We start from the raw sequence: 23,641 nt of genomic DNA on the forward strand, positions 1-23,641 counted from the left end.
GTTGGTTGCTTATCTGGGCCGACGCTCCCTGCCCCGGCTCCTGCCCGCCCACCGAACCGGCGTCCCTGTGCAGGCCACCCGAACCGCTCGCGCACATGAGTAGGCGCGTCGCGGACGGGGAGCCACGGCGGCCGCGGCCGTGGACGCCGAACCGGTGGTGGACGCGGCGCCGGTTCGGATGAGGAGGCTGCTCGGCGAGACATCGTCGCTGCCCAGCTGTCCCCCCTCGACCCCGGCCCTGATCCGATCCACCGGAGCGTTCTTGGACGGACGCCTGCAGCGCGGTCCACGGGCCGAAGTCCTTGTCCACACGCCTCGTGCCGCCCTCACATCGCCGCGCGTCGGTGGACTTGGGCGGGCCTGTGCCGTCGCGACCCCGGTCGCCCGGCCCCAGGACCGCCGTCCCGGAGGGGCGGTTTGGGGGTGCGGTAGCGTCGCGAGGGTGTTGCTTCACGAGATCCTGGCGGGGGCGGCCCGGGAGCGGGCCGATGCGGTGGCCTTGGTGTGCCCGGATGACCGGGTTGAGCTGACGTTCGGTCAGTTGTGGGCGTGGAGTGCCGGGTTGGCCGGTGCGGTGGCGCGGCGGGTGTCGCCCGGGGGACGCGTCGCGATCGTCGCGCACAACCGGGCCGAGTACGTCGCGGCCTGCTACGGCGTGCCGCAGGCGGGTCGGGTGCTGGTGCCGTTGAACCCACGGCTGCATCCGCGGGAGTGGGCCGAGCAGCTCGATCGGGCCGGGGTCGAACTGGTGCTCGCCGAGGACGGTCCGGCGGACGGGCTCGACGGTGTGTGGCCGGGGCCGGTGGTGCGGTTCGGCGACTGGGCGGCGCTGCTCGCGGAGGGCGCGGGTGTGGAGCCGGAGGGCCCGGCTTCGGACGCGGACTTGGCGTGGCTGCTGTTCACGTCGGGGTCGACGGGGCGGCCGAAGGGCGTGCGGCTGACGCATCGGAGTCTGGCCGCCGCGATGCGGACGACGTTGGCGCGGCGCCCGGTGCAGGAGGACACGGTGTTTCTGACGCCGTTCCCGCTGTGTCATGTCGCGGGCGCGTACCAAGTGCCGATGCACCACATGGCGGGTCGGCCCGCGGTGGTGTTGCGCAAGTTCGATCCCGCGGGGCTGCCGGGGCTGGTCGCGGCGTACGGCATCACGAGCATGTCGCTGGCGCCGACGATGATCGACGCGCTGCTTGCGCAGCCGGAGGCCGCGGCGTTGCGCGGGCGGGTCCGCAGTATCGGGTACGGCGCGTCGGCGATCTCTCCCGCGCTGTTGGCCCGTACCGCGGAGGTGCTGGGCTGCGATTTGGGCCAGGGATATGGGTCGACCGAATTGTCGGGTAATGCGGTGTTCCTGACGCCTGCCGACCACCGTCCGGAGCTGCTGACCGCCGCGGGACGCCCGGGGCCGGGGGTCGAGCTGCGGATCGTCGACGACAAGTGGACGGACGTGCCGGCCGGGGAGCCCGGTGAGATCGCGATCCGTGCCGCCCAGGTGTGCGACGGCTATTGGGAGGATCCGGCGGCGACCGCCGAGGCGATCCGTGACGGCTGGCTGCGCACCGGCGACCTCGGCCGGGTGGACGCCGACGGCTATCTGTACGTCGTGGACCGCAAGAAGGACATCGTGATCTCCGGCGGCGAGAACGTCAGCGCCCGCGAGGTCGAAGGGGTGCTGCGCGAACACCCGGCGGTACGCGAGGCCGCGGTCATCGGCGTGCCCGACCCGCGGTGGGGCGAGCGCGTGTGCGCGGTCGTCGTGGCCGATCCGGGCACCGTCTCCGCGGCGGATCTTGAAGCGCTGTGCCGGTCGCGGCTGGCGGGATTCAAGGTGCCGCGCGTCATCCACTTCGTAGCCGAGCTGCCGATGACCGCGACGGGCAAGATCCACAAGCCGACCCTGCGGGAGCGGTACGCGACGCCGCCGTCGTGAGATGGCGGCGGAGCGTCCTGGTCTGGCCGTTGGCCGCCGGGTGGCCCGGTCGCGTCGAAGTGAGTCACGCCGTACGAGCGCACGCGTCGGGCGAGGCGTCGGGGCGTCGGTGCGACTACGCCCGGCGCACCGCTGGGGCCTGCCGGTCGACGGCCCTGCCCGCACGGAGCCGTGGCCTCCGCGTCGGTCAACCTGCCTCCGTGGCGTAGGAGCTGACGGAGTGTGAGTCGGATGACAAGGGCGGCCCCCCGCCGACGCCCGTAGCCACCGATGCCGCCCCTCTCCCCACCGATCAGCTGACAAGATGCCCGGCATGGTCCCCCTCCTCGTCGGCCTCGTCGTGTTTGTCGCCGCCTCGTTGCAGCGGTTGACGGGTATCGGCTTCGGTCTGGTCGCGGGGCCGGGTCTGGTGTTGCTGCTGGGGCCGGGGCAAGGCGTGCTGCTGTCGAACCTCGCGGCGGGGGCGATCAGCGCGTACGGTCTCGCGACCGCGTGGCGCCGGGTGCGTCTGACCGCGATGCTGCCGTTGGTCGGGGCGGCGATGCTGACCGTGCCGGTCGGGGCCTGGCTGGTGGGCCGGCTGCGGGAACAGGTGCTGATGATCGGCATCGGCGCGCTGGTCGTGGCCTCGGTGTCCCTGCTGCTCGCCGGGGTGCGCCTACGCGGGCTGCGCGGACGCCGCGGTGCGCTGGCCGCGGGCGCGGCGAGCGGCATCATGAACGCGTCGGCCGGCGTCGGCGGCCCGCCGCTCACGCTGTACGGCGTCAACGCGGGCTGGGTCGGCGCGGAGTTCGTGGCCAACGCGCAGTTCTACGGGGTCACCGTCAACGGCTTGTCCGTCGCCGCGAAGGGCCTGCCCGATATGCCGCTGCGTTCGTGGCTGCTGATCACGGGTGCGGTGGCGATCGGCATCGCGGCGGGCAGCCGGATCCGAGGCGTGTCCGACACCCGGATGCGGCGCCTGGTCCTGGGACTGGCCCTGGTCGGCGGACTGTCCATCACAGCCAAGGGCTTGTACGCCTGACGGCCCTGGCGCCTCGCATCAGAAGTTCGTGACGATTGCTAGGCCCCCACCCCGCCCTGTCACACCCCCTGTCACACCCCCCTGGCACCCTCCCCGCATGACCACCCCACGTCAGCCGGCCCGCCCCCAGCCCACGTCGCCCCCGCCCACGGTGCTCGAGCCCACCGCGGCCCAGTCCGCACCGACTCACCCCACCCCGACTCAACCCACCCCGGCTCAACCCACCGCGGCCCAGACCACCCCCTGGACCCTGACCCGGTTCGAGTCCGCGCTTCGGGCCGCCTGGGCGGCTGACACCTGCTCGCCCGACGATGCCGAGCGCACCCCGTGGGGTACCGACAATCCGGCGCTTGGGCATTGCGACATCACCGCGCTCGTCGTGCACGACGTATTCGGTGGCGAGTTGCTGGTGGGCACGGTGCGGTTGGGTGAGGAGGACCACGGGTTCCACTGGTGGAACCGGTTGCCCAGCGGTGTGGAACTCGACCTGACCCACGAGCAGTTCATCCGCGGTCAGGTGGTCGGGCCGGCCCGGACGGTCGTGCGACCGTCCGGGCCGCTCCGCAGGCGCGCCGAGGAGTACCACCGGCTGCGCGCCCGCATGGCGGAACACCTCGGCGCGGAACTGCCTCCGGCAGGGAACTGACGGCACCGCCTGCCGCGGTGGTGCTACAAACCCGGGCTCGGTTCGAGGGGGCAGCCGACCGGCATCAGTCTTCGCCTACCGCGATCTCGACGCGCTCGCCCGGCTTCGGCAGGTGCAGGCGGTCGGCAAGGCCCGCGGCGGCGAACGCGTCGACGAGGGTGTCGGCGCCCTCGGTGAAGTGCGTCCAGTGCTCGAAGTGCAGCGGGACGACGTGCGCGGCGCCGAGTATGCGGGTCGCCTCCGCGGCGTGTTCGCTGGTGAGCGTGAGCGGGCCGTCGGCGACCGGGGTGCGGGCCGCGCCGGCGAACAGCACCGCGACGTCGACCGGACCGACTCGGTCGGCGATCGCGCGGACCACGTCGAGCGACGCGTTGTCGCCGCTGACGTAGACCCGGGGCAGGCCGTCGCCCTCCAGGACGAAACCGGTCACCTCGCCCACCAGATGCTCGGTGCCGTCCGGGCCGTGCTGGGCCGGGACACCGGTGACCCGCAGCACGCCGCCGTCCGGCCGGGGCAGTTCGGTGGACGCCCAGTTCGGCAGCACGGTGACCGTGTCGCCGAGCCGCTCGCGCGCGGACGCCGTGCTCAGCACGAGCGGCACCGCATCGAGCACGATGCGGCCGGAGCTGTCGAGGTTGTCCGGGTGCTGGTCGTGGGACAGCAGGACGGCGTCGGCCGGGAGCACCTCGTCGGCCGCGGCGGCCGGGCCCGCGGTCTTCACCAGCTTGCGGGCGCCGACCGGATGGTCGCCCGGCGGATCGAACGTGGGGTCCGTGAGCAGGCGCAACCCGCCGATTTCGACGAGCGCGGTCGGGCCGCCGAGGTACTGCACGGTGATGCGGGCGCGGGTCATGGCACAACTCCAGGGGATGGGCGGCCGGGCGGCCGGGCGGGTCGTACGGGCCAGAACCTGGCCGTCGCCGAGATCATTCCGCGCGGCGGTCGAATCGCGCGACCGAGCTTGTGGACAACGTCGCCTGTGGACAGAGAAATTGAGGCACGGCAGCCGACCGTGATAGCCGCGCGCCCCGCCCCACGCCCGCACTCAGCCCTCGCGCGCACCCGGCCCGCCTCGACCTCCCCGACCGCCCCGACCCCTTGTAGGAGCCTACGAAGAACCACGCCCGCCCCACCGCGGCTTTCAACCCTTCCGCCGCTAGCTGAGATCACTCCATTGGCGGTGTACTCGCTGACATCAATCGCGGCGGAACGAGGAAAGAGTGGAACCCGTGATGCGGCAGCGGCCGTTTTCGGAAGTGCCTTGGCGAATGCGGTCGCGAATCCGTCGTCGAATTGCGGCAACGTCCACCGAGTGCGGATGAATTCGGCCCGTACTGACCGAACGTACCGGCTCCAGTGGAGGTTTGCCGATGACCGACCGTCGCCCGGAGGACATGCCGCCGATGGCCGTCGATGTCGTCGAGCGGGCCGACTCGCACCCGCCCTGCGGCGTGCGCTACCTCGGCGAGCCACCGACCGATTCCGCCACCCCCGCGATCGCGAACGCGATCCGCAACGCGACGGCCTTGGGCTTCCCCCACACCCCAGTCGGTCCCGCGCACATCTGCGGCGTGCCGGCGGCGTAGTCCACCCCGCGCCCCCGGCCCACAAACACGCCCCCACCCCCAACTGTCTTCTTCCGCAAAGGAGTAACGCGTGCAGACCCAGCAGACGAGCGTCCAGGAGCTGGAGCGGGCTTGGATGGCGGAGGCGATCAGGTTGGCCACCGCGAGCGTGGCCGATGGCGGCGGTCCGTTCGGTGCGCTGGTTGCCAAGGGCAGCGAGATCGTCGCGATCGGGAACAACCAGGTCACCGCGAATCTGGACCCGACGGCCCACGCCGAGGTGACGGCGATGCGCGCGGCCTGCCGGAAGCTGGGCGTGTTCGCGCTGGAGGGCTGTGTCCTGGTGACGTCCTGTGAGCCGTGTCCGATGTGCCTGTCGTCGGCGTTGTGGGCCCGCGTCGACCGGATCGTGTTCTGCGCCGATCGGGACGATGCCGCGGTGGCCGGGTTCGACGACCGCAAGTTCTACGACCTGTTCGAGAAGAAGCCCGCGTCGATGTGGCCGACACCGGTCGAGCAGCTCGACCTGCCGCAGCGCAACGCGCCGTTCGACGCGTGGCTGGCCAAGGCCGACCGCATCGACTACTGAACACGCACCGCGCGGGCCCGGGCCCGGATGCGGAACCTTCGGCGCCGGTACCCTGACCACGGACGACGGTCGGGGTACCGGAATGGGGAGGTTCACCATGGTCGACGGTTTCCTGACCGGCATCGACCGGACGCACTTGGCCCGCGCGGTCGAACTCGCCGCCGAAGCACGCGACGGCGGCAATCACCCCTTCGGCGCGGTGCTGGCCGGTGCGGACGGCAACGTCCTGGCCGCCGCCCGCAATTCGGTGGGGACGACCGGCGATGTATCGGGGCATGCCGAGACCAACCTCGTGCGGATCGCCACCACCCGCGTCGATGCCGAGCTGCTCCCGGGCAGCACGCTCTACACGAGCTGCGAGCCGTGTGCGATGTGCGCGGGGGCGATCTACTGGTCCGGTATCGGGCGCGTCGTTTTCGCGCTGTCCGAGGCCGACCTGTATGTCCTGACCGGCGACGACGCCCGCAACCCGACGCTCAAGCTGCCGTGCCGCACGGTATTCGCGGCCGGCAGCCGCCCGATCACCGTCGTCGGTCCCGTGGACGTCCCGGGCATGCGGGACGTCCACCAGGGCTTCTGGCAAGGACCCTCATCCGCCCACCGATCGGCAGCCACCCGCTGACCGGCGGCCGCCCCGGAAAGCGCCTCGCCAAACCCTCGCGCCCCGAGCGCCCCGCCGAAGCTCACGAGAACGGCGCCTCGACCCGGTAGCGCCAGAACCCGTCCTCCGTCCGCCGCGCCACACCCGTCGCCGTCCCGCGGATCGGGGCGTCCCCGTCGGCCGTGCCGTCCGGGTCGTCGCGTGCCCAGTCGACGGTGAGCAGCGCGATCTCGCCCGCGACGTGGGCGTGCCGGAGGCGCACGGTGGTGGGTGTGCCGAGTTCTCCACCGGGTGGTTCGGGGTCCTCGTAGATCTGTGCCACCAGGGCGGCGTGCGGGGTGTTGAACGCGGCTTCGAAGGCGGTCGGCCGGTGGCCGTCCTGGGCGAGGCCGAAGCGTACGGCGCCGGTTTCGCGGTGGTGCGTCATGGGTCCAGCGTCGGCGGCGGCGCTGACCGATGCCTGACAGGGCGCTGACAGGGCAAGGAGGCCGGCATTCGGCGCGGGTTCACCCGGGCGTTGCCGCGGGCTGATATGCACGTGCGGTGAACCAGCCCCAGCCCTCCCCCGCTCCCGGGCTCGCGCGTCGTCTGGGTACCGGAGACGCGGTCGTCGTCGGCCTCGGATCGATGATCGGCGCGGGGGTGTTCGCGGCGTTCGCGCCCGCGGCGCGAGCGGCCGGGTCGGGGTTGCTGATCGGCTTGGCGATCGCCGCGGCGGTGGCCTACTGCAACGCCACGTCGTCGGCGCGTTTGGCGGCGCGGCATCCGCAGTCGGGCGGCACGTACGTGTACGGCCGCGAACGCCTCGGCCCGTTCTGGGGTTACCTCGCGGGCTGGTCGTTCGTGGTCGGCAAAACGGCCTCGTGTGCGGCCATGGCCATGACCGTAGGTGCCTACGTGTGGCCGCACTACGCCCGTGCGACGGCCGTCGGCGCGGTCGTCCTGCTGACGCTCCTCAACCTGCGTGGCGTGCAGAAGGCCGCGTGGCTGACCCGCGCCATCGTGGCCGTCACTCTTGCGGTGCTGGCCTTTGTGGTCGCCGCGTGTCTGACCGTCGCGGACACGGATCATCTGACTCCGTTTCCCGACGCGAGCGCCTACGGCGTGCTGCAGTCGGCGGGCCTGCTGTTCTTCGCCTTCGCCGGGTACGCCCGGATCGCGACGCTCGGCGAGGAAGTCCGCGATCCGCAGCGCACGATTCCCCGGGCGATCCCGCTCGCCCTTGGCATCACGTTGGTCGTGTACGCGGGGGTGGCGCTCACCGCTCTGCTCGCCCTCGGGCCGAACGGACTCGCCCACGCCACCGCGCCGTTGGACGCCGCGGTCCGGGCGTCCGACTGGCCGGCGGCCGCTCCCGTGGTGCGGGTCGGCGCGGCGGTTGCCGCGCTCGGGTCGCTGCTCGCGTTGATCCTGGGCGTGTCGCGGACGACTCTCGCGATGGCCCGCGACGGGCACCTGCCGCGCACGCTCGCCGCCGTCGACCCGCGGCACCAGGTGCCGCACCACGCCGAGATCGCGGTCGGCGCGGTGGTCGTGCTGCTGGTGACGCTGGTCGACCTGCGCGGCGCGATCGGCTTCTCGTCGTTCGGTGTGCTCGTCTACTACGCGCTCGCGAACGCGTCGGCGATGCGGCTCGGCGCGGACGAGAATCCGCCGCCCCGGTGGCTGCCGTTCGCCGGCCTCGGAGGCTGTGCGGTGCTGGCCGTGACGCTGCCGTGGCGGTCGGCTCTCGTCGGCGCCGCGGTGGTCGGTGCGGGGGCGCTGTGGTGGCCCGTGCGCCCCGCGGGCGCCCGGAACCGCGGCTAGGCCGATTCCGGAGACGTCCGGAGACTTCCGGAGACGTGGGTGCGGCCGTGTCCTGGGCTTCTTGCCGGACTTCCCAGGCTCCCTACCCGGGCTGGGTCATGGCGGCGGCCGCGAGCCGCCGGTAGGTGAACCCGAGCTTGCGGTACAGGCGTTCCGCGGGCGCGTTCCAGTCGTCCACCATCAGTCCGACGCGGCCGCGTTCGGCCAGGATCGCGTCGACGAGGAATCCGCAGACACGGCGGCCGAGCCCCGCCCCGCGGGCGGTGCGGTCCACGGCGACCCCGCTGAGGAAGCCCATCTCGGGCGCCGACCACGCTTCCGCGGCGACCGCCGCGGGCCGCCCGTCGGCACCGCGGATCCCGGCCCAGCGCAGCACGCCGGGAACGCCCGGGCGTGCGTACGAGTCGGGGAAGACGTCGTCGATGAGCGCCGCGATGTGCGCGTCGTCGGCGGGCTCCAGCCACTCGGCGTCCTTGCGTCCCTCGCCGGTCGCGGTGGCCGCCTCGCCGGCGCGGCGTTCCATCCACGCGAACTCGCCGAGCACGGCCAGCCCGTCGATGCCGTCGCCGAGGGCGCGCACCAGTTCGGGCGCGCCCAGCGGCCGGTACGTCGCGCCGATCTCGTCGAACACCGCGCGCACGAGCGGCACCAGGGCGTCGCGCTCGCCGTGCACCACGAGTCGGTCGCGCAGCGACAGTCCGGGTGCGGCGACCGCGACGGCCGTCCCGTCCGCCCACGCCCGGGCGCCGTCCTGCGCCGCCCACGCGCACAGCCCGTCGTCCCGGGTGAGCCGCGGGACGTCGGCGAGGTCGATCTCGTGGTGCATACCGCTCAGCGTAGGCGCGGGAACGGCGTCGGCCGGGGAGGCGGCACGTATGCGGTGCTCAGCCTCGGCGTGGTCCGATGGTGATGCAGGTCGGGCTGCCGGTCTTCAGCACGACGGCCGGTTCGCCGAGGAGTCCGGTCACCGGGTCGCGGCGCAGCGCGGTGACGGCGTCACCGCCCTGTGCGGCGACGTAGAGGAACTCGCCGACGAGGGCGGCGTCGCGCGGCCAGGCGGCGCCGACCGGGGACTCGCCGATGCTGCGGATGGTGTCGCCTTCCACGTCGAGCACGGTGACGGTGTCCGGGCCGCGGTTGGCGACGTAGACGAAACGGCCGTCGGGCGAGGCCACGATGGCCGACGGGTAGTTGCGTACCGATGTGTCGGCGGCCTCGACGGCCGCGGGGGTACCGGTCGGCAGGGGGTGGACGGTGGGGTCGAGTTCGCCGACGACCCAGGCGCGGCCGGGGCCGGCGAGGGCGAGATGGCGCGGTCCGGTGCCGGGGGTGACGGCCCACGGGGTGTCGGGGGTGGCCGCGCCGTGGGCGAAGCGGAACCGCCAGACGCGGTCCGAGCCGAGGTCGCAGACGAGCAGCAGGTCGGCGTCGAAGACGACCTGGTGGGCGTGGGCGCCGGTCTGGCGTTCCGTGTCGGGTCCGTGTCCGGCGAGGGAGATCACCACGTCGGCGGGTTCGGCCGCGCCGTGTCCGCCGATCGCGTGAACGGAGACGCGGCCGTCGCCGTAGTTCGCGGTGAGGACGTACTGCCCTGTCGGGTCGACGGCCAGGTGGCACGGCGCGCTGCCGCCGGTGGGCACGGTGCCGAGGGGGGTGAGCGAGCCGTCGATGGCGATCGCGAACGAGCTGAGGGTGCCGTGCGGTTCGAGTTCGTTGACGGCGTAGAGCGTGTGGCCGTCCGGGTGCACGGCGAGGAACGACGGCGACGGGGTGGCCACCGGTTCACCCTGCGGGGTGAGTTCCCCGGTTTCCGGGTCGTACGCGCACACGGTGATGCCGGCGCCGCGGCCGTCGGTGTCCGCGGTGTAGCTGCCGATGTAGACGAGAGGCCGGCCGGTCGTGTCCATCGTGCGCTGTGCTCCTGTCCTCGCGGGCTCCGGAGCGGGCCGGTTCCGCGTGTCGTACGTGTGCGGCGACCAGCCCGGAACCGACCCAACCGGCATCCGCACTGGTCTAGTCCATGCAGGCTAAGCCTCGCGGGCGGGTGCGGTCATGCGTGCGGGCGGCCCGCGGGGACGTGTCGGGCTGTTTACGGCTTATGCGCGGATTTCCGCGGCTTCATCGGCGGCATCGACTGCGTCGGCTTCGTACATGGCGGCGACGGCGCGGGCCTGGGCGGCGACCGCGCGGCGGAGTTCGGACGGGCCGAGGACCTCGGCTTCGGCGCCGAGCTGCAGGAGTTCGTGGGCCCCGTAGCGGAGCGATTCGAGCGGGAGGACGGCGCGCACCCATCCGTCGGCGTCGGGTGCGCTCGCGGTTTCGGCGACGGCCTGCTCGCGGTACGGCCCGAACAGCGCCGCGACGGCGAGCCGGGCCCGCGGCGACAGCCGCACGACCGCGGGCACCCGGTACAGCTCGTCCTCGAACCGTTCCGCCCACGCCGCCCAGTACTCCGGCAGGGAGAACTCCGCCTCGCGCTCGAACTCCTCTTCGACGACATCCAGTTCGTCGATGCGCCCGACCCGGTAGGTGCGGTGCCCATCGCCGTCGACGGGTTTCGCGACGAGGTACCACGCACCGGCCTTGAGGACGAGCCCATACGGTTCGAGCAGCCGTTCGGACACCGCGCCGCCCCACCGCCGGTACCGCACACGAATGCGATGCCGCCGCCACACCGTATTGGCCACCTCCGCCAGGTGCGGCGACCGGTCGGCTTCGCGGTACCAGCCGACGGTGTCGAGGTGGAAGCGTTCGGCGGTGCGTTCGGCACGCTCGCGCAGCTCGGGTGCGAGCCCGGCCATCAGCTTGAGCTGCGCGGACGCGACGACCGCGCCGAGCCCGAGTTCGGCGGCCGGCCCGGGCAGGCCGGCGAAGAGCAGCGAGTCGGCCTCGTCCGCGGTGAGGCCGTTCAGGCGGGTCCGGAAGCCGTCGAGGAGCCGGTAGCCGCCCGCCGGGCCGCGTTCGGCGTACACCGGGATTCCGGCGGCGCCGAGCGACTCGATGTCGCGGTAGACCGTCCGCACCGACACCTCCAGCTCGTCGGCCAGCTCCTGCGCGGTCACCCGGCCGCGGGTCTGCAGGGTGAGGAGGACGGACAGCAGTCGGCTCGCACGCATGTTCCTATTCTCTCCCGGATCCTGACGGGATCTGTCAGGTATCCGGGACAGAATCGGGGTGGAAGCGGAACGAGGTGGAAAGGAGCAGCGCCATGACGGACGAGGTCGGCCGGACCAAGGACGCCGGATTCCAGATCGGGGTGTCGAAGACCCTGCCGTACCCGGCGGAACAGGTGTGGGAGTTCCTGACCGACGACGACGGCGTGGCGCTGTGGCTGGGCGCGGGCGCGGACCTGAGCCCCGGCAAGGGCGCCGCGTACCGGACGGACGAGGGAGCGAAAGGCGAGGTGCGCAGCTACCGGCCGCTGGACCGGGTCCGGGTGACGTACCGCCCTGCCGCGTGGGACCACGACACGACCGTGCAGGTGGCGATCCGCGCCGCGGGCGAGAAGACGATGCTGCGGTTCCACCAGGAGTGGCTGGCCGACGCGGAAGAGCGGGGGCGGCAGCGCGAGCATTGGCGGGCGGTCATGGCGGCCGTGGAGGAGGGGCTCGCGGTGTCCGGCAGTGACGCTTCGTAATCGGCCGGCGGGCCGAGGGGAGTTTTCCGGTGGCCGAACGTTGCCGGGCGGGCTCGGCGGGTACGAGTGAGGCGTGCCCGTCCGCGGTGGCGGAGCGCGGCGAGTCCCGACGAAAGGCGACGTCATGAGCGGCTTCCTCGACCAGGCGAAGGAGAAGGTCCGGGAAACGGTGGCCACCGGGAAGCTCAAGGCCGACGAGTTCCAGGCCAACCGCGCCCAGTCCGACTTGTTCAAGCAACTCGGCGCCGCGTACTACGCGGAGCAACGGCAGGGGGCGCCCCACGACGAGGTCGCCCGGCTGCTGGGCCTGCTCGACGCCCATGCGGAATCCCACGCGAAGGACGGGGGCACGGGCTCCGGCCCGGGCCCGGAAGGCGGCGAGCCGCCGGGACCGGTCGGGTTGGCGTAGGCCCGGATCGCGGAGAACGGCGCGGTCACCTGGACGGCAGACGTTCGCGCGGCGGCAGTGGTGCGCACGACGCACCACCGCCGCCCCCCTATGCCGCTATATGCCGCCAACCGCCGTCGCCGTTCTTGCCCTCGCGTTCCACCGCCGTGTATCTCTAACCGGATGGTGAGGAAGCAGACCGACCGGATGGCCGCCGCCGCGCCGACCGACGACCCCGCGGTGGCCGGCATCGAAGCCTTCATCACCCAGGTCACCGCGATGAGCCGCCTCCCGGCGTCCCGCCGCCGGCTCCGGCGTCTGGCGCAGATCGACACCCACGAGTCCGGCATCGGCATCCTCATGCTGCTGTCCCGGGCGGGCCCGCTCTCGGTCACCGACTTGGCCCGCCACCTCGGCGTCAACCAGTCCACCGCGAGCCGCCAGGTGGCCCCGCTGGAGGAGGACGGCTACCTGACCCGCACCGTGCACCCCTCCCACCGCCGCATCCAACTCCTCGCCCTCAGCGAGGCGGGCGCGGCCGCGTGCGAACGTGCCCACGCGGTGGGACGGCGGGACATCGCCTGGGCGATCCGGGACTGGTCCGCCGAAGACCGCACCCGGCTGAGCGAACTGCTCGAACGCTTCACCGACACGTGGGCGGAGGCGGCGATCGACCAGGGGCTGACGCCGGAACCGATGCCGGCGGACCACCCGAAGGCCGGGGCATAGGCGGCGGAGTAGCTCCGAACCGGGTCTCGTGCAGACACTCGCAACGCTCCGCAGCGACAGCCACCCGCTGCGTGCGCGGACGCCGCAACGACGCTCGTCCGCCGCACGGAGCCCGGCGCGGCAGGCCGGTTTTCCGAACCCCCGATCCGGGAGCCCGCCCGATCGGCACGCCGAGGCGGAGCGGCAACGCTGGACGCATGAGAGCCACAGCAATCCCCGGTCTCGCGTACGCCGGGATCCGTGCCCGGCCGGTGACGTTCGCCGGGCTTGCCGCCGCGGTGTTCCTGACCGTCGCGTCCGTCACGCTGTTCGGGACGCTCGTCGTGACGCCTGCGCCTGCGGCGCCCGACGGGCGGGCCGGACTCGCTTTGCTCGGCGGGGCGTTCGGGGAGATCGCGGTGATCGCGGCGGTGTTCGTGGTCGCGGCGACGCTCGGCTATGCGGTACGGCAGCAGCAGCGGGAGTTGGTGCTGCTGCGGGCGGTCGGGGCGACGCCGCGGCAGGTGCGGCGGATCGTCCGGGCCCAGGCCGACGTGCCACTCGGCGCCGCGCGGGTGCGCGCCCGGCCGTGGCGCGGGCACGTAGGCTGGCCGGATGTCGACTCCGGACTTCATCCTCGCCCTGCGCGCCAAGGTGGGCACGCATCCGCTGTGGCTCTCCGGCGTGACCGCCGTGGTGGTGGACGGTGATCGCGTCCTGCTGGTGCGCCGCGCCGACAACGGCGCGTGGACGCCCGTCACCGGCATCATCGACCCCGGCGAGCACCCTGCCGACGCGGCGGTCCGCGAGATCCTCGAGGAGACGGGCGTGGACGCGGCGCCGGAGCGGCTGGCGCTCGTGCACGTCACCAAGATGTCCGTCTACACGAACGGCGACCAGGCGCAGTACCTGGACCTGGTCTTCCGCTGCCGCCACCTCGGCGGTGAGCCGTATCCGGCGGACGGCGAGAACACCGAGGCGGCCTGGTTCCCGCTGGACGCCCTGCCGCCTATGAGCGAGGACATGCTCAACCGCATCGCCACCGCGGTGGGCGACCATCCGGCCGCGCATTTCCACGTCGGGGGCGCGGTCACGGCCGGGCTCTGCTGACGCGGGACCGGGTCGCGGCGGGGTTCGGGCTCGCCCGGGCCCAGTCGGGGCGGGGCCCGGTCCGGAGCGCACCGGCCCGCCCCCGTCGGGCCTATCCGCGGGCGCGGATCCGGTCGGTGACCCGCGCAAGGTCGGCGTCGGCCACGTCCGGGAACGCGGTGAGCGCGGCCAGCACGGTTTCGGCGATCGGCAGGCGTGCCGCGTCGACGGCAAGGCGGACGTCCTTGGCGGCCAGCCGCACCGCGAAGTCGCTGCCGGTGGCGGTGGCGCGGGCGTACGGGCCCGCCAACGGGCTTGCCGCCAGCGCGCGTTCCGCGGCCCCCGCGGGCACGCCGAGGGCGTCGGCCAACGCCAGCGCTTCGCCGATCAGGGCGACGCCGCCGACGACGGCGTTGATCACGACGAGCTTGAGCGCGGCCCCGTCGCCGAGCGCGCCGCACGGCAGGACGGTGCCCAGGTGGGCCAGGACGTCCGTCACCTGGTCGGTGTCGCCGCCCGCGTAGATCAGGAGTTCGCCGGCCTCGGCGCGGTCCACGCTGCCCAGCACCGGGGCGTCGACGAGGTGGACGCCGTCCGGGAGTTCGGCGGCGACCGCGCGCAGCGCCGCGGGGCCGATCGTGGACATTTCGATCACCCGGGTGCCGGGCTTGAGAGCGGGCGCGAAGGCCGCGACGACGGCGTGGACGGCGTCCGGGTCGGCGAGCATGGTGACGACGATGTCCGCGTCCGCGACGGCGTCGTGCGGGTCGGCGGCTATTCGGGCCCCCGCGGCGGCGAGGGGTTCCGCGCGGGCGGCGGTGCGGTTCCACACGGTCAGCGGATGACCGGCGGCGAGAAGGCGGCGGGCCATCGGCAGGCCCATACGTCCGAGGCCCAGGAAGGCGATGTGTTCCATGGCCTTGACGCTAGGCGCGCACAAGCGATGCCACCAGCGAATGTCTAGCATGACTGCCATGCAGGAACCGCATGCCTCAGGGCGCACCGCCGACGCGGCACGGCCCACCCCGGCCGCCGACGGGCCGCTCGTCCGGGCCCACGCCGAGCCCGCGGCCGACGCCGGCACCGCACGCACCGCAGCCGATCCCGTGGCGCACGACTTCTCGACGGCCTGGCTCCGCGTCTTCCTCGCCGTGGCGGAAGCCGCGTCGTTCACCGCCGCCGCCGCTCGGCTCGGCTACACGCAGTCCGCCGTGTCGCGGCAGATCTCCGCACTGGAGGACGAGGTCGGATCTCCGCTCTTCGACCGGCTCCCCCGCGGCGTACGGCTCACCGACGCCGGCCACGCCCTGCTCCCCCGGGCCCGCGCCGTACTCGACCAGGTGGACCTGGCGCGGCGCGACCTGGCCGAGCTGCGCGGGCTGGCGCGCGGCCGGGTGCGCGTGGGGGCGTTCGCCACCGCGGGCGCCGCGCTGGTGCCGCGCGCCATCGCGGGCTTCCTCGCGGACCACCCCGGGGTCGGTCTGACCCTCGACGAAGACCTCACGCCCCGGCTGCTCGCCGCCGTCGCAGCGGACGAACTCGACGTCGCGGTGGTCAGCGGGCCCGCCGGCCACAGTCCGGATGCCGACCTGCACCACCTGCTCGACGAGGTCATGCTCGTGGCCCTGCCCCGCACGCATCCGCTCGCCGGACGGCGCCGGGTGCGGTTGGCCGAGTTGGCCGCGGAGTCGTGGATCGCGGGCGGGCGGCGGCCCGAGCAGACCCTGCTCGGGCCTTACCTGCGCCCGGACTTCGTGCCGCGGATCGGCTTCGTCGCGTCCGACTGGATCGCCAAGCAGGGCCTCGTCGCCGCGGGGCTCGGCGTGACGCTGGTCCCGGCCCTCGCGGCGGGCGCGCTGCGCGCGGACCTCGCGGTCTGCGCACTGGACGCCGACGAGGTCCCGGTGCGTGCGGTGCATGCCGCGACCCACCGCGGCGTGGCCCCGTCGGCGGCGACCGCGGCGTTCCTCGGGCAGCTGCGCGCGGCGGCCCGGACACTGTCCGCCGAACTGGCCGCGCTGGCGTGAGCACGGGACACCACCGGAAAAACTCTTCGGTTGGTCCACCCGGGTCACGCGCACCGGCCCGGTGGGCGCGCGTTCGCGGGGTTGTCGGTCCCGGCCCGTAGCGTGGACAGCTTGTGTGGACGGCTGCCGGGGACCATGCCCGCACGCGCCGTCCGCGCAGCTCCGAGGAGCTCGAGGACAAAGGGGAAGCAATGGCGCGTTGGGCCGATGTGGCCAAGGACGAACCGGGGTTCGCGGCGGAGGTGCAGCACGCGTTCGACGCGTTCACCCACAAGACCGTCGCGACACTGCGGGCGGACGGCTCGCCGCGCATCAGCGGTACCGAGTGCAAGTTCCTGGACGGCGACCTGTGGTTCGGCAGCATGCCGGGCGCCGTCAAGGCGAAGGACCTCCTGCGTGATCCGCGGTTCGCGCTGCACTGCGGGACCGGCACCGCGTCGGGTGCCGACTGGCGCGGCGACGCCAAGCTCGCCGGCCGCGCGGTGGCGATCACCGACCTCGGCGAGAAGCTCGCGGTGTTCGAGTCGTGGGGCGGCGAACTCCCGGACCCGGGCGCGTCGTACCTGTTCCGCGCGGACCTGTCCGAGGTCGTCATGACCGGCCTGAACGCCGCTTCGGACGGCCTGGTGATCCGCGTCTGGCAGGAAGGACGCGGCCTCCGTTCGCTCGAACGCAGCTGAACACGCGGGGGTGGAGCCCGGTGGCGGTGCCGGGCTCCGTCCCCGTCAGGCGAACGCGTCGGCGAGAGCCGCCGCGGCCGCGTAGGACGGGATCCCGGCGGCGATCTCCTCCACCGCTTCCGGGAATTCCGCGGTGATCGCGCGGGCCGCCGCGACCGTGGCGTGCAGGGCGGCCCGGAACAGCAGCGAGCCGCAGCTGATGCGGGCGACGCCGAGGTCGGCGAGCCGGGCGTAGGTGTGCCGGTCGGGCGCGAACAGCACGTTCAGCGGGACCTCGATCCGGGCGACGACGGCGGCGATCGCCGCGTCGTCGGGCAGCGACGGGACGAATACGCCGTCCGCCCCGGCCGCCGCATAGGCCTCGGAGCGGCGCAGCGTTTCGGTGAGCGGGTCGGCGCCGCCGCCCAGCCAGTACGCGTCGGTGCGGGCGTTCACGAACAGGTCGGGGGCGGCGGCCTTGATCGCGGCGATCACCCGAGCGTGGGCGGCGATGTCGGCGAGGGTGCCGTCGGCTCGGCCGTCCTCGATGTTGATGCCGGCCACGCCTGCCGCGTTCAGGTCCGCGGCGAGTGCGGCGATGTCGTCGGGGCCGCCGCCGAAGCCGGATTCGATGTCGGCGCTGACGGCGACGGGCAGCCGGGCGAGTCCGCGGGCGAGCGCGAGGGTCTCGGTGCGGGTCGCGCCGTGTGCGTCGGGCTTCCCGGCGGCCGCGGCGACGCCGAGGCTCGTGGTGCCGACCGCGGGGAAGCCTTCCGCGGCCAGCGCGGCGCCGGACGCGTGGTCCCACGCGTTGGGCAGCAGCAGCGGGCGTGGACCGCGGTGCAGGGCCCGGAAATCGAGGGAGGCGAGGGAGGCGAGGGAGCGGTCGTGGGCGGTCATCGGGGCTCTCCGTGGAGTGTCGGGATGCGGACGTCGAGACGCGCCGGGACGCGGGGGTTGGCCGGCTCCTGGTAGGCGGTCGCCGCGTCGGGCTCGGCGAGCTCGGCCGCGGCGAGCAGCGGTTCCAGGACGCCGCAGGCCAGCGCGAGCGCGTGCGCGGATCCGGGGCAGGGCCGCAGCCCGGCGCCGAAGGCGAGGTGTCCGGGGGCTGCCGCGGGGCGGTCCGGGTCGAAGGCGTGCGGTGCCGGGAACACCGCGGGGTCGCGGTTCGCGGCGGCGAAGTCGAGGGCGACGGCGGTGCCGCGCGGGTGCTCGGTTCCGTCGACGGACAGCGGTTCGGTGGTGCGGCGGAGCGTCGCGCGTACCGGCGGGTCGTGCCGGAGGGTTTCCGCGACCAGCCGTTCGACGGGGATGGCGCGGGCCGCGGGCGGGAGGCGCAGGGCGGCCGCCGCGGTGTTGCCGACGAGGCCGGCCGTCGACTCGCAGGTCTGCACGAGGATGCCGATCAGGTTGGCGATGTCCTCGGAACCGGCGTGCGGTTCGGCGGCGGCGAACCGCGCCGCGAGGTCGGCGACGGCGGGGTCGGCGCGGCGGACGGTGTCCTCGTCGGCGGTCGGGTGGTACGCGGCCGCGGCCCGGGCGGTCGCGGCGGCCGCGCGGTCGAGGTCCGCGTCCGGCACACCCAGCGCGGCGGCGAGGACCCGCAGGGGGACGCGGCGGGCAAGCGCGGCCATGACGTCGACGACGACCGTGCCGTGCGGATGCGCGGCGTCCGACGTCGTGCGGCGGGGGGCCGCCGACCGAGCGGTACGCGCCAGCGTCGCCGCGGTTTCGCGGAGAGCCGCGTCCCGGAGGTCGCCGGGCTGGAGCGCGGCAAGGCGGGCGGTGACGTAGGCGCGCCGCCGCGCGTGGGTCTCGCCGTTGGCGAAGCGGGCGACGGATGCCCGCAGCCAGGCCATTCCACGTGCCGGCGCGCCCGTCAAGTCGGTAGCGGCGGGCGGGACTTGGTACCGGGGATCGGCCAGGACGCGGACGACCGCGGCGTGGCCGCACACGGCGACAGGCGCGGTGGCGGTCGGCGACGCGTGTTCGGGGCTCGTCATGACCTCGACGCTAGGCCTAGAACGTTTCGGCACGCGCCGAATCGTGCCTGCGGCATGCTGGACGGGTGACCGATTCCGACCGTTCCGCCGCCCGGCTCGCCTCTGTCGCCGGGCTGCTCGCGGACCCCACCCGGGCGGCGATCTGCCTGGCCCTGGTCGACGGGCGGGCCTGGACCGGCGGCGAACTCGCCCGCTACGCGGGGGTCGCCCCGTCGACCGCCAGCGAGCACATCAGCCGCCTGGTCGCGGGCGGCCTGCTCGCCGAGGAGCGCCAGGGGCGGCACCGGTACGTCCGGGTCGCCGACTCGCGCGCCGCGCAACTCGTCGAAGACCTGGCCGCTTTCGCCGGCCCCCCGGCGCAGCCCGCGACCACCCTCCGGGCGCGGAGCGTGTCGGACGCGCTGGCCCGCGGCCGCACCTGCTACGACCACCTCGCCGGGCGCCTCGGCATCGCCATCACCGACGCCCTCACCACGCGCGGACTGCTCGTCCAGGACACCGGCTTCGCGCTGACCGACGCCGGCCTGGCGTGGTTCGCCGCCCAGGGCATCCCGCTCACCCCGTCCCGCCCCGGCCGGCGCCCGCTGGCCCGCCCCTGCCTGGACTGGACGGAACGCCGCGCCCACCTGTCCGGGATCGCCGGTGCCGCGCTGTGCACCCACGCCTTCGACTCCGGCTGGTGCGAACGCTTCGGTTCACGGCGCGCGGTCAAGGTCACGCCCCGCGGGGTCGAGGCGCTGCGGGAGTCCCTGGGGATCGATCCGGCGCTGTTGTCCGCGTGACGGCGTCGAACGTCCCGGTCCGCGGCCGCGGCGGCCACCTGTTCGGCCGTAGGCGGAGTCGGCCGCCGTGGGATTTCCCGGAAGATCTCCGGATAGGTGCGGCGTCTCCGGGTATCGGCGAGTGCCAAGTGGGTGTCCCGCGGGTGTCCGCCGTTGTCTTCGCTCGCTGACGCGCGCGGACCGGCGGTTTGCTCCGTAGGCTGCCCGGTATGCCGGTCGTGCGCCGTGGCGCGCTCCGGCGCACGACGTCCACGCCCCGGCGTAAGGAGTGCGGTCCATGGCGCGTCCCAAGATCGTGGTGGTCGGCGGCGGCTTCGCGGGAGCCGAATGCCTGCACCGGCTCGAACGCAGGCTCGCACCGGCCGAGGCCGACCTGTGCCTGGTCACCCCGACCGACTACCAGCTCTACCTGCCGCTGCTGCCGCACGTCGCCGCCGGGGTGCTCACCCCGCAGTCGGTGGCCGTGTCGCTGCGCCGGCGGCTGCGCCGGACGCGGATCCTGCCGGGCGGCGCCGTGGGCATCGACCCCGCGGCGAAGATGTGCGTGGTCCGCAAGACCACCGGCGAGCTGGTGAACGTGCCGTACGACCACCTGGTCCTGACCGCGGGCAGCACGACGCGCACCTTCGACATTCCGGGCTTGGCCGAGCACGCGCTGGGCATGAAGACGCTCGCGCAGGCCGCATACCTGCGCGACCACGTCATCTCGCAGCTCGACCTCGCCGCGGTGAACGGCGACCCGGTGGAACGCGACGCGCGGCTGCGGTTCATCGTCGTGGGCGGCGGCTACGCGGGCACCGAGACCGCGGCCTGCCTGCAGCGCCTCACCACCGCCGCCGCGCACCGCTATCCGCGGCTCGACCCGGCGAACATCGAATGGCACCTCGTCGACGTCGCGCCCAAGCTGCTGCCCGAACTCGGCGAGAACCTGGGTGCGAAGGCCATGGCCATGCTGCGCAAGCGCGGCGTGGAGTTCTCGCTGGGGACGTCGGTGAAGGCGATCGAGCCGACGCAGGTGACGCTCACCGACGGCCGGGTGCTGCCGTCGCACACGCTGATCTGGACCGCCGGTGTCGCGGCGAGCCCGCTGGTCGACACGCTGTCGTGCGACACGCTCCGCGGACGGCTCGTGGTCGCGCCGGACCTGACGGTGCCGGGGCTGGCCGACGTGTTCGCGGCGGGCGACGCGGCGGCGATCCCCGACCTGGCGAAGGGCGGGGACGCGATCACGCCGCCGACCGCGCAGCACGCCCAGCGGCAGGGCAAGACGCTCGGCGACAACGTGGCCGCCCGGATCCGCGGCGACGTCATGCGGCCGTACTTCCACAAGGACCTGGGGCTCGTCGTCGACCTGGGCGGCAAGGACGCGGTGTCGAAGCCGCTCGGCGTCGAACTGCACGGACTCCCCGCGCAGGCGGTCGCCCGCGGCTACCACGTGATGGCGCTGCCGACCATGACCGCGCGGACCCGGGTGATGGTCAACTGGGCGCTGAACGCCGCCGCGGGCGACGACTTCGTGCGCACCGGCTTCCAGACCGGCCGCCCGGCGCGGCTCCAGGACTTCGAGTACACGGACGCCTATCTGAGCCGGGAGCGCATCGAGGAGCGGGTCGGCAACGGCGGCTGACGACGAGGCGCCGGCCGACGACGCGAGCTGCCGGCCGCGGGGCGCCGGTCGGCGACCGGGTGGCCGGGGCGTGGTGGCCAGGCGTGGTGGCCGGCGGGTCAGCGCGGCTTGCGGGCCTCGATGAGGAACCGTGTCGTGTGGGCGACGAACGGGCCTTCCGCGGTGATGCGGTCGTGCAGGTCGCGGAGGCGGTCGCGGTAGGCGTCCACGGTGAAGCCCGGCACCATCCAGATGACCTTGCGGAGGAAGTAGACCACCGCGCCGATGTCGAGGAACTCGGTGCGCAGCGATTCGGCGCGCAGGTCGACGACCTCCAGACCGGCGGCTTCCGCGTCGTGGCGGGCGTCGTCGGGGTGCCGTTTGCGGCGCACGTCCTCGGGCTGCGGGCCGAGGAAGAACTCGACGAGTTCGAACACGCTGGCGGGCCCGACCTGTTGCGACAGATAGGTGCCGCCGGGGGTGAGGACGCGGGCGATCTCGTCCCACCACACGGTGACCGGGTGGCGGCTGACCACCAGGTCGAAGGCGTCGGCCGCGAAGGGCAGCGGCGGCTCGTCCGGGTCGTGGACGACGGCCGCACCGAGGGGGTGGAGCAGCCGGGTGGCCTTGGCGACGTTGGGCGGCCACGACTCGGTGGCGACGGTCAGGGGCGGCAGTTTCGGGACGCCGGCGAGGACTTCGCCGCCGCCGGTCTGGATGTCGAGCGCGGCGTGGGCATGCGCCAGGCGTTCGCCCATGAGCCGCTGGTAGCCCCACGACGGCCGCTGCTCGGTGGCGCGCCCGTCGAGCCAGGAGAAGTCCCAGCCTTCGACGGGCGCGGCCTCGGCTTCGGCGACGAGGGCTTCGAAGGTGTTTTGTGCCATGGGGGCATGGTTTCAGCCGTGCGTCCCCGGTCGCGACGTAATTTCGAGGATTCCGTGGCGGTCGCGGGCGCGACGTGATTTCCGGGGTGGCGTCGCGGTCAGGAGACGCGGGCTGCGGCGGGCGTTCCGGCGGGGGTCGCCTTGGGGGCTTCCGTGCGGCGGTGCTGCACCGGGATGCACGCGGCGATCGCGGCAGCGGCGAAGGCGAGCGCGCAGCCGATGAGGAGGCCGACGTGGAAGCCGCTCTCGGACGGCAGCGCGCGTCCGCCGAAGTCGGTGGTCATGTGGGAGAGGACGACGCCGACGATGGCCGCGGAGACGGACGTGCCGACGGCGCGCATCAGCGTGTTGAAGCTGGTCGCCGACCCGGTTTCGGACGGCGGGACGGCGCCCATGATGAGCGCGGGCATGGCGCCGTAGGCGAGCGCGAGGCCGACCATGCAGATGGCGCCGACGAGCATGACGCCCCACGCGGTGCCGAGCAGCAGCAGTGAGGAGCCGTAGCCGAGGCCCATGACGAGCGAGCCGCAGACCAGCGTGACCTTGGGGCCGCGTGCGGCGGACAGCTTCGCGCCGAGCGGCGACACCAGCATCATCATCAGGCCGGACGGGGCCATCCACAGGCCCATGGCGATCATGGACTGGCCGAGGCCGTAGCCGGTCGCCTTCGGCAGTTGGAGAAGCTGCGGAAGGATCAGCGCCTGCGCGTACATGGCGAGGCCGAGCACGATCGAGGCGGCGTTGGTGAGCAGGACGGTCGGCCGGGCGGTCACCCGCAGGTCGACCAGGGGGGCGGTGGCGCGCAGTTCCCACCAGCCCCAGACCGGGAGCAGGACGACGGCGGCGGCGAACAGGCCGAGCGTGGTGGCGCTTCCCCAGCCCCAGTCGGCCCCCTTCGACACGGCCAGGAGCAGGCAGATCAGGGCCAGGCCGAGGCCGATCGCGCCGGCGAAGTCGAAGCGGCCGGGTTTGGCCGCGGCTTTCGGGGTGGCGGGGACGTAGAACCAGATGAGGACGGCGGCGAGGGCGCTGAGTCCGGCGGCGCTCCAGAACAGCGCGCGCCAGTTGGAGTTCTCCACGACCAGCGCGGCGACCGGCATGCCGAGGGCGCCGCCGATGCCCATCGAGGAACTGATGAGCGCGATGCCGGAGCCGAGGCGTTCGGGCGGCAGGACGTCGCGCAGTGCGCTGATGCCGAGCGACACGATGCCGGTGCCCATGCCTTGCAGCGCGCGGCCGATGATCATCGGCACGAGCGAGGTGGCGAGCGCACACACGATCGAGCCGACGATGAGCGGGACGGTGCAGACCAGCAGCATGCGGCGCTTGCCGTACATGTCGCCGAGCCGGCCGCTGACCGGGGTGACGACGGAGGCGGTCAGCAGCGTGACCGTGACGATCCACGCGGAGTTGGCGGATGTAGTGCCGAGGATGTGCGGAAGTTCGCCGATGAGCGGCACGACGATGCTCTGCATCAGCGACGCGATGATGCCGGCGAACGCGAGCACGCCGACCACGCCGCTGCTGCGGACGGCCGGGGTGGAGCTGTCCACGCTGTTCTCCCGTGTCTTTCGAGGGGGTTGCGGTCCCCCGCGGCCCTTCGCGGCCGTGCGCGGCCTTCGAGCCAAGCGGCATGTGCGGGATGCACATGATGTGCATCATGCACATGTCATGCATTACACATATCATGTGCAGCACAC

The 23,641-nt window shown here is 73.6% G+C and carries 26 protein-coding genes; 16 read left to right on the plus strand and 10 right to left on the minus strand.

Features of this window, described 5'->3' with window-relative positions; translation table 11 throughout:
- Positions 1-442 precede the first annotated feature (442 nt).
- The 3 genes from ACPA54_RS16935 to ACPA54_RS16945 all read left to right on the plus strand — a co-directional run bounded on the left by ACPA54_RS16935 (position 443) and on the right by ACPA54_RS16945 (position 3,597).
- Positions 443-1,927, plus strand: coding sequence for a class I adenylate-forming enzyme family protein (locus tag ACPA54_RS16935; protein ID WP_423530516.1), 1,485 nt, complete (start codon positions 443-445; stop codon positions 1,925-1,927).
- Between the two features lie 313 nt (positions 1,928-2,240).
- On the plus strand, positions 2,241-2,951 hold the full coding sequence (locus tag ACPA54_RS16940) for a sulfite exporter TauE/SafE family protein (RefSeq protein WP_423530518.1): 711 nt from the start codon (positions 2,241-2,243) through the stop codon (positions 2,949-2,951).
- Between the two features lie 97 nt (positions 2,952-3,048).
- Positions 3,049-3,597, plus strand: coding sequence for a YunG family protein (locus tag ACPA54_RS16945; protein ID WP_423530520.1), 549 nt, complete (start codon positions 3,049-3,051; stop codon positions 3,595-3,597).
- Between the two features lie 64 nt (positions 3,598-3,661).
- On the opposite strand, the gene ACPA54_RS16950 is transcribed toward ACPA54_RS16945, so the two are convergent.
- Positions 3,662-4,450: an MBL fold metallo-hydrolase gene (locus ACPA54_RS16950; RefSeq protein ID WP_423530522.1), complete on the minus strand. Its 789-nt coding sequence runs from the start codon at positions 4,448-4,450 to the stop codon at positions 3,662-3,664.
- Positions 4,451-4,967: 517 nt separating this feature from the next.
- Between ACPA54_RS16950 and ACPA54_RS16955 the strand changes: the two genes are divergently transcribed.
- The 3 genes from ACPA54_RS16955 to ACPA54_RS16965 all read left to right on the plus strand — a co-directional run bounded on the left by ACPA54_RS16955 (position 4,968) and on the right by ACPA54_RS16965 (position 6,373).
- Positions 4,968-5,183 (plus strand): hypothetical protein, encoded by a 216-nt coding sequence (locus ACPA54_RS16955; protein ID WP_423530524.1) that lies wholly within the window; start codon positions 4,968-4,970, stop codon positions 5,181-5,183.
- A gap of 115 nt (positions 5,184-5,298) precedes the next feature.
- The gene (locus ACPA54_RS16960) at positions 5,299-5,751 is read left to right on the plus strand and encodes a nucleoside deaminase (RefSeq protein ID WP_423530621.1); all 453 of its coding nucleotides are present in this window, start codon (positions 5,299-5,301) and stop codon (positions 5,749-5,751) included.
- A gap of 97 nt (positions 5,752-5,848) precedes the next feature.
- Positions 5,849-6,373 (plus strand): nucleoside deaminase, encoded by a 525-nt coding sequence (locus ACPA54_RS16965; protein WP_423530526.1) that lies wholly within the window; start codon positions 5,849-5,851, stop codon positions 6,371-6,373.
- A gap of 61 nt (positions 6,374-6,434) precedes the next feature.
- Here the strand turns inward: ACPA54_RS16965 and ACPA54_RS16970 are convergent, their stop codons facing one another.
- Entirely contained in the window at positions 6,435-6,779 is a 345-nt protein-coding gene (locus ACPA54_RS16970; protein WP_423530527.1) for a hypothetical protein, read from the minus strand.
- Positions 6,780-6,895: 116 nt separating this feature from the next.
- Here ACPA54_RS16970 and ACPA54_RS16975 point away from each other — a divergent pair, with 116 nt between their 5' ends.
- Positions 6,896-8,158, plus strand: a complete 1,263-nt coding sequence (locus ACPA54_RS16975; protein ID WP_423530529.1) for an APC family permease — start codon at positions 6,896-6,898, stop codon at positions 8,156-8,158.
- Between the two features lie 82 nt (positions 8,159-8,240).
- Here the strand turns inward: ACPA54_RS16975 and ACPA54_RS16980 are convergent, their stop codons facing one another.
- From ACPA54_RS16980 to ACPA54_RS16990, 3 genes are all read right to left on the minus strand, one after another.
- On the minus strand, positions 8,241-8,984 hold the full coding sequence (locus tag ACPA54_RS16980) for a GNAT family N-acetyltransferase (protein WP_423530531.1): 744 nt from the start codon (positions 8,982-8,984) through the stop codon (positions 8,241-8,243).
- Positions 8,985-9,042: 58 nt separating this feature from the next.
- Positions 9,043-10,065: a lactonase family protein gene (locus ACPA54_RS16985; protein WP_423530532.1), complete on the minus strand. Its 1,023-nt coding sequence runs from the start codon at positions 10,063-10,065 to the stop codon at positions 9,043-9,045.
- Positions 10,066-10,254: 189 nt separating this feature from the next.
- Positions 10,255-11,274: a helix-turn-helix transcriptional regulator gene (locus ACPA54_RS16990; protein ID WP_423530534.1), complete on the minus strand. Its 1,020-nt coding sequence runs from the start codon at positions 11,272-11,274 to the stop codon at positions 10,255-10,257.
- 92 nt (positions 11,275-11,366) lie between these two features.
- Here ACPA54_RS16990 and ACPA54_RS16995 point away from each other — a divergent pair, with 92 nt between their 5' ends.
- From ACPA54_RS16995 to ACPA54_RS17015, 5 genes are all read left to right on the plus strand, one after another.
- Positions 11,367-11,795 carry an SRPBCC family protein gene (locus ACPA54_RS16995; protein ID WP_423530536.1) on the plus strand — a complete coding sequence of 143 codons (429 nt, stop codon included), beginning with the start codon at positions 11,367-11,369 and terminating at the stop codon, positions 11,793-11,795.
- Positions 11,796-11,919: 124 nt separating this feature from the next.
- Positions 11,920-12,204 carry a hypothetical protein gene (locus ACPA54_RS17000; protein ID WP_423530538.1) on the plus strand — a complete coding sequence of 95 codons (285 nt, stop codon included), beginning with the start codon at positions 11,920-11,922 and terminating at the stop codon, positions 12,202-12,204.
- 162 nt (positions 12,205-12,366) lie between these two features.
- Complete coding sequence (locus ACPA54_RS17005) at positions 12,367-12,912, plus strand: MarR family winged helix-turn-helix transcriptional regulator (protein ID WP_423530540.1); 546 nt, start codon at positions 12,367-12,369, stop codon at positions 12,910-12,912.
- Positions 12,913-13,109: 197 nt separating this feature from the next.
- The gene (locus ACPA54_RS17010; protein WP_423530542.1) at positions 13,110-13,601 is read left to right on the plus strand and encodes an FtsX-like permease family protein; all 492 of its coding nucleotides are present in this window, start codon (positions 13,110-13,112) and stop codon (positions 13,599-13,601) included.
- Positions 13,507-14,001, plus strand: coding sequence for an NUDIX hydrolase (locus tag ACPA54_RS17015; RefSeq protein ID WP_423530543.1), 495 nt, complete (start codon positions 13,507-13,509; stop codon positions 13,999-14,001). Before ACPA54_RS17010 ends, ACPA54_RS17015 begins: the two co-directional genes overlap by 95 nt.
- Positions 14,002-14,092: 91 nt before the next feature.
- Here ACPA54_RS17015 and ACPA54_RS17020 read toward each other — a convergent pair whose 3' ends face one another.
- Positions 14,093-14,896: an NAD(P)-dependent oxidoreductase gene (locus ACPA54_RS17020; protein WP_423530545.1), complete on the minus strand. Its 804-nt coding sequence runs from the start codon at positions 14,894-14,896 to the stop codon at positions 14,093-14,095.
- 58 nt (positions 14,897-14,954) lie between these two features.
- Here ACPA54_RS17020 and ACPA54_RS17025 point away from each other — a divergent pair, with 58 nt between their 5' ends.
- Together ACPA54_RS17025 and ACPA54_RS17030 are read left to right on the plus strand one after the other, a co-directional pair.
- The gene (locus tag ACPA54_RS17025) at positions 14,955-16,007 is read left to right on the plus strand and encodes a LysR family transcriptional regulator (RefSeq protein ID WP_423530547.1); all 1,053 of its coding nucleotides are present in this window, start codon (positions 14,955-14,957) and stop codon (positions 16,005-16,007) included.
- 191 nt (positions 16,008-16,198) lie between these two features.
- Complete coding sequence (locus tag ACPA54_RS17030; protein WP_345677681.1) at positions 16,199-16,687, plus strand: pyridoxamine 5'-phosphate oxidase family protein; 489 nt, start codon at positions 16,199-16,201, stop codon at positions 16,685-16,687.
- A 45-nt stretch (positions 16,688-16,732) separates the two neighbouring features.
- Here ACPA54_RS17030 and ACPA54_RS17035 read toward each other — a convergent pair whose 3' ends face one another.
- Together ACPA54_RS17035 and ACPA54_RS17040 are read right to left on the minus strand one after the other, a co-directional pair.
- Positions 16,733-17,566, minus strand: a complete 834-nt coding sequence (locus ACPA54_RS17035) for an isocitrate lyase/PEP mutase family protein (protein ID WP_423530549.1) — start codon at positions 17,564-17,566, stop codon at positions 16,733-16,735.
- A complete protein-coding gene (locus ACPA54_RS17040) occupies positions 17,563-18,669 on the minus strand; it encodes a cytochrome P450 (protein WP_423530552.1) in 1,107 nt (368 codons plus the stop codon). The genes ACPA54_RS17035 and ACPA54_RS17040 overlap by 4 nt, the downstream gene beginning before the upstream one ends.
- Before the next feature lie 65 nt (positions 18,670-18,734).
- On the opposite strand from ACPA54_RS17040, the gene ACPA54_RS17045 reads away from it, so the two are divergent.
- Entirely contained in the window at positions 18,735-19,451 is a 717-nt protein-coding gene (locus ACPA54_RS17045; protein WP_423530554.1) for an ArsR/SmtB family transcription factor, read from the plus strand.
- A 277-nt stretch (positions 19,452-19,728) separates the two neighbouring features.
- Positions 19,729-21,078, plus strand: coding sequence for an NAD(P)/FAD-dependent oxidoreductase (locus tag ACPA54_RS17050; protein ID WP_423530556.1), 1,350 nt, complete (start codon positions 19,729-19,731; stop codon positions 21,076-21,078).
- 98 nt (positions 21,079-21,176) lie between these two features.
- On the opposite strand, the gene ACPA54_RS17055 is transcribed toward ACPA54_RS17050, so the two are convergent.
- Positions 21,177-21,941, minus strand: a complete 765-nt coding sequence (locus ACPA54_RS17055) for a methyltransferase domain-containing protein (protein ID WP_423530558.1) — start codon at positions 21,939-21,941, stop codon at positions 21,177-21,179.
- Positions 21,942-22,039: 98 nt separating this feature from the next.
- Positions 22,040-23,494 carry an MFS transporter gene (locus ACPA54_RS17060; RefSeq protein ID WP_423530560.1) on the minus strand — a complete coding sequence of 485 codons (1,455 nt, stop codon included), beginning with the start codon at positions 23,492-23,494 and terminating at the stop codon, positions 22,040-22,042.
- Positions 23,495-23,641: the final 147 nt, after the last annotated feature.

Source organism: Uniformispora flossi, from assembly GCF_049534875.1.
GTDB lineage: Bacteria > Actinomycetota > Actinomycetes > Streptomycetales > Streptomycetaceae > Yinghuangia > Yinghuangia aomiensis.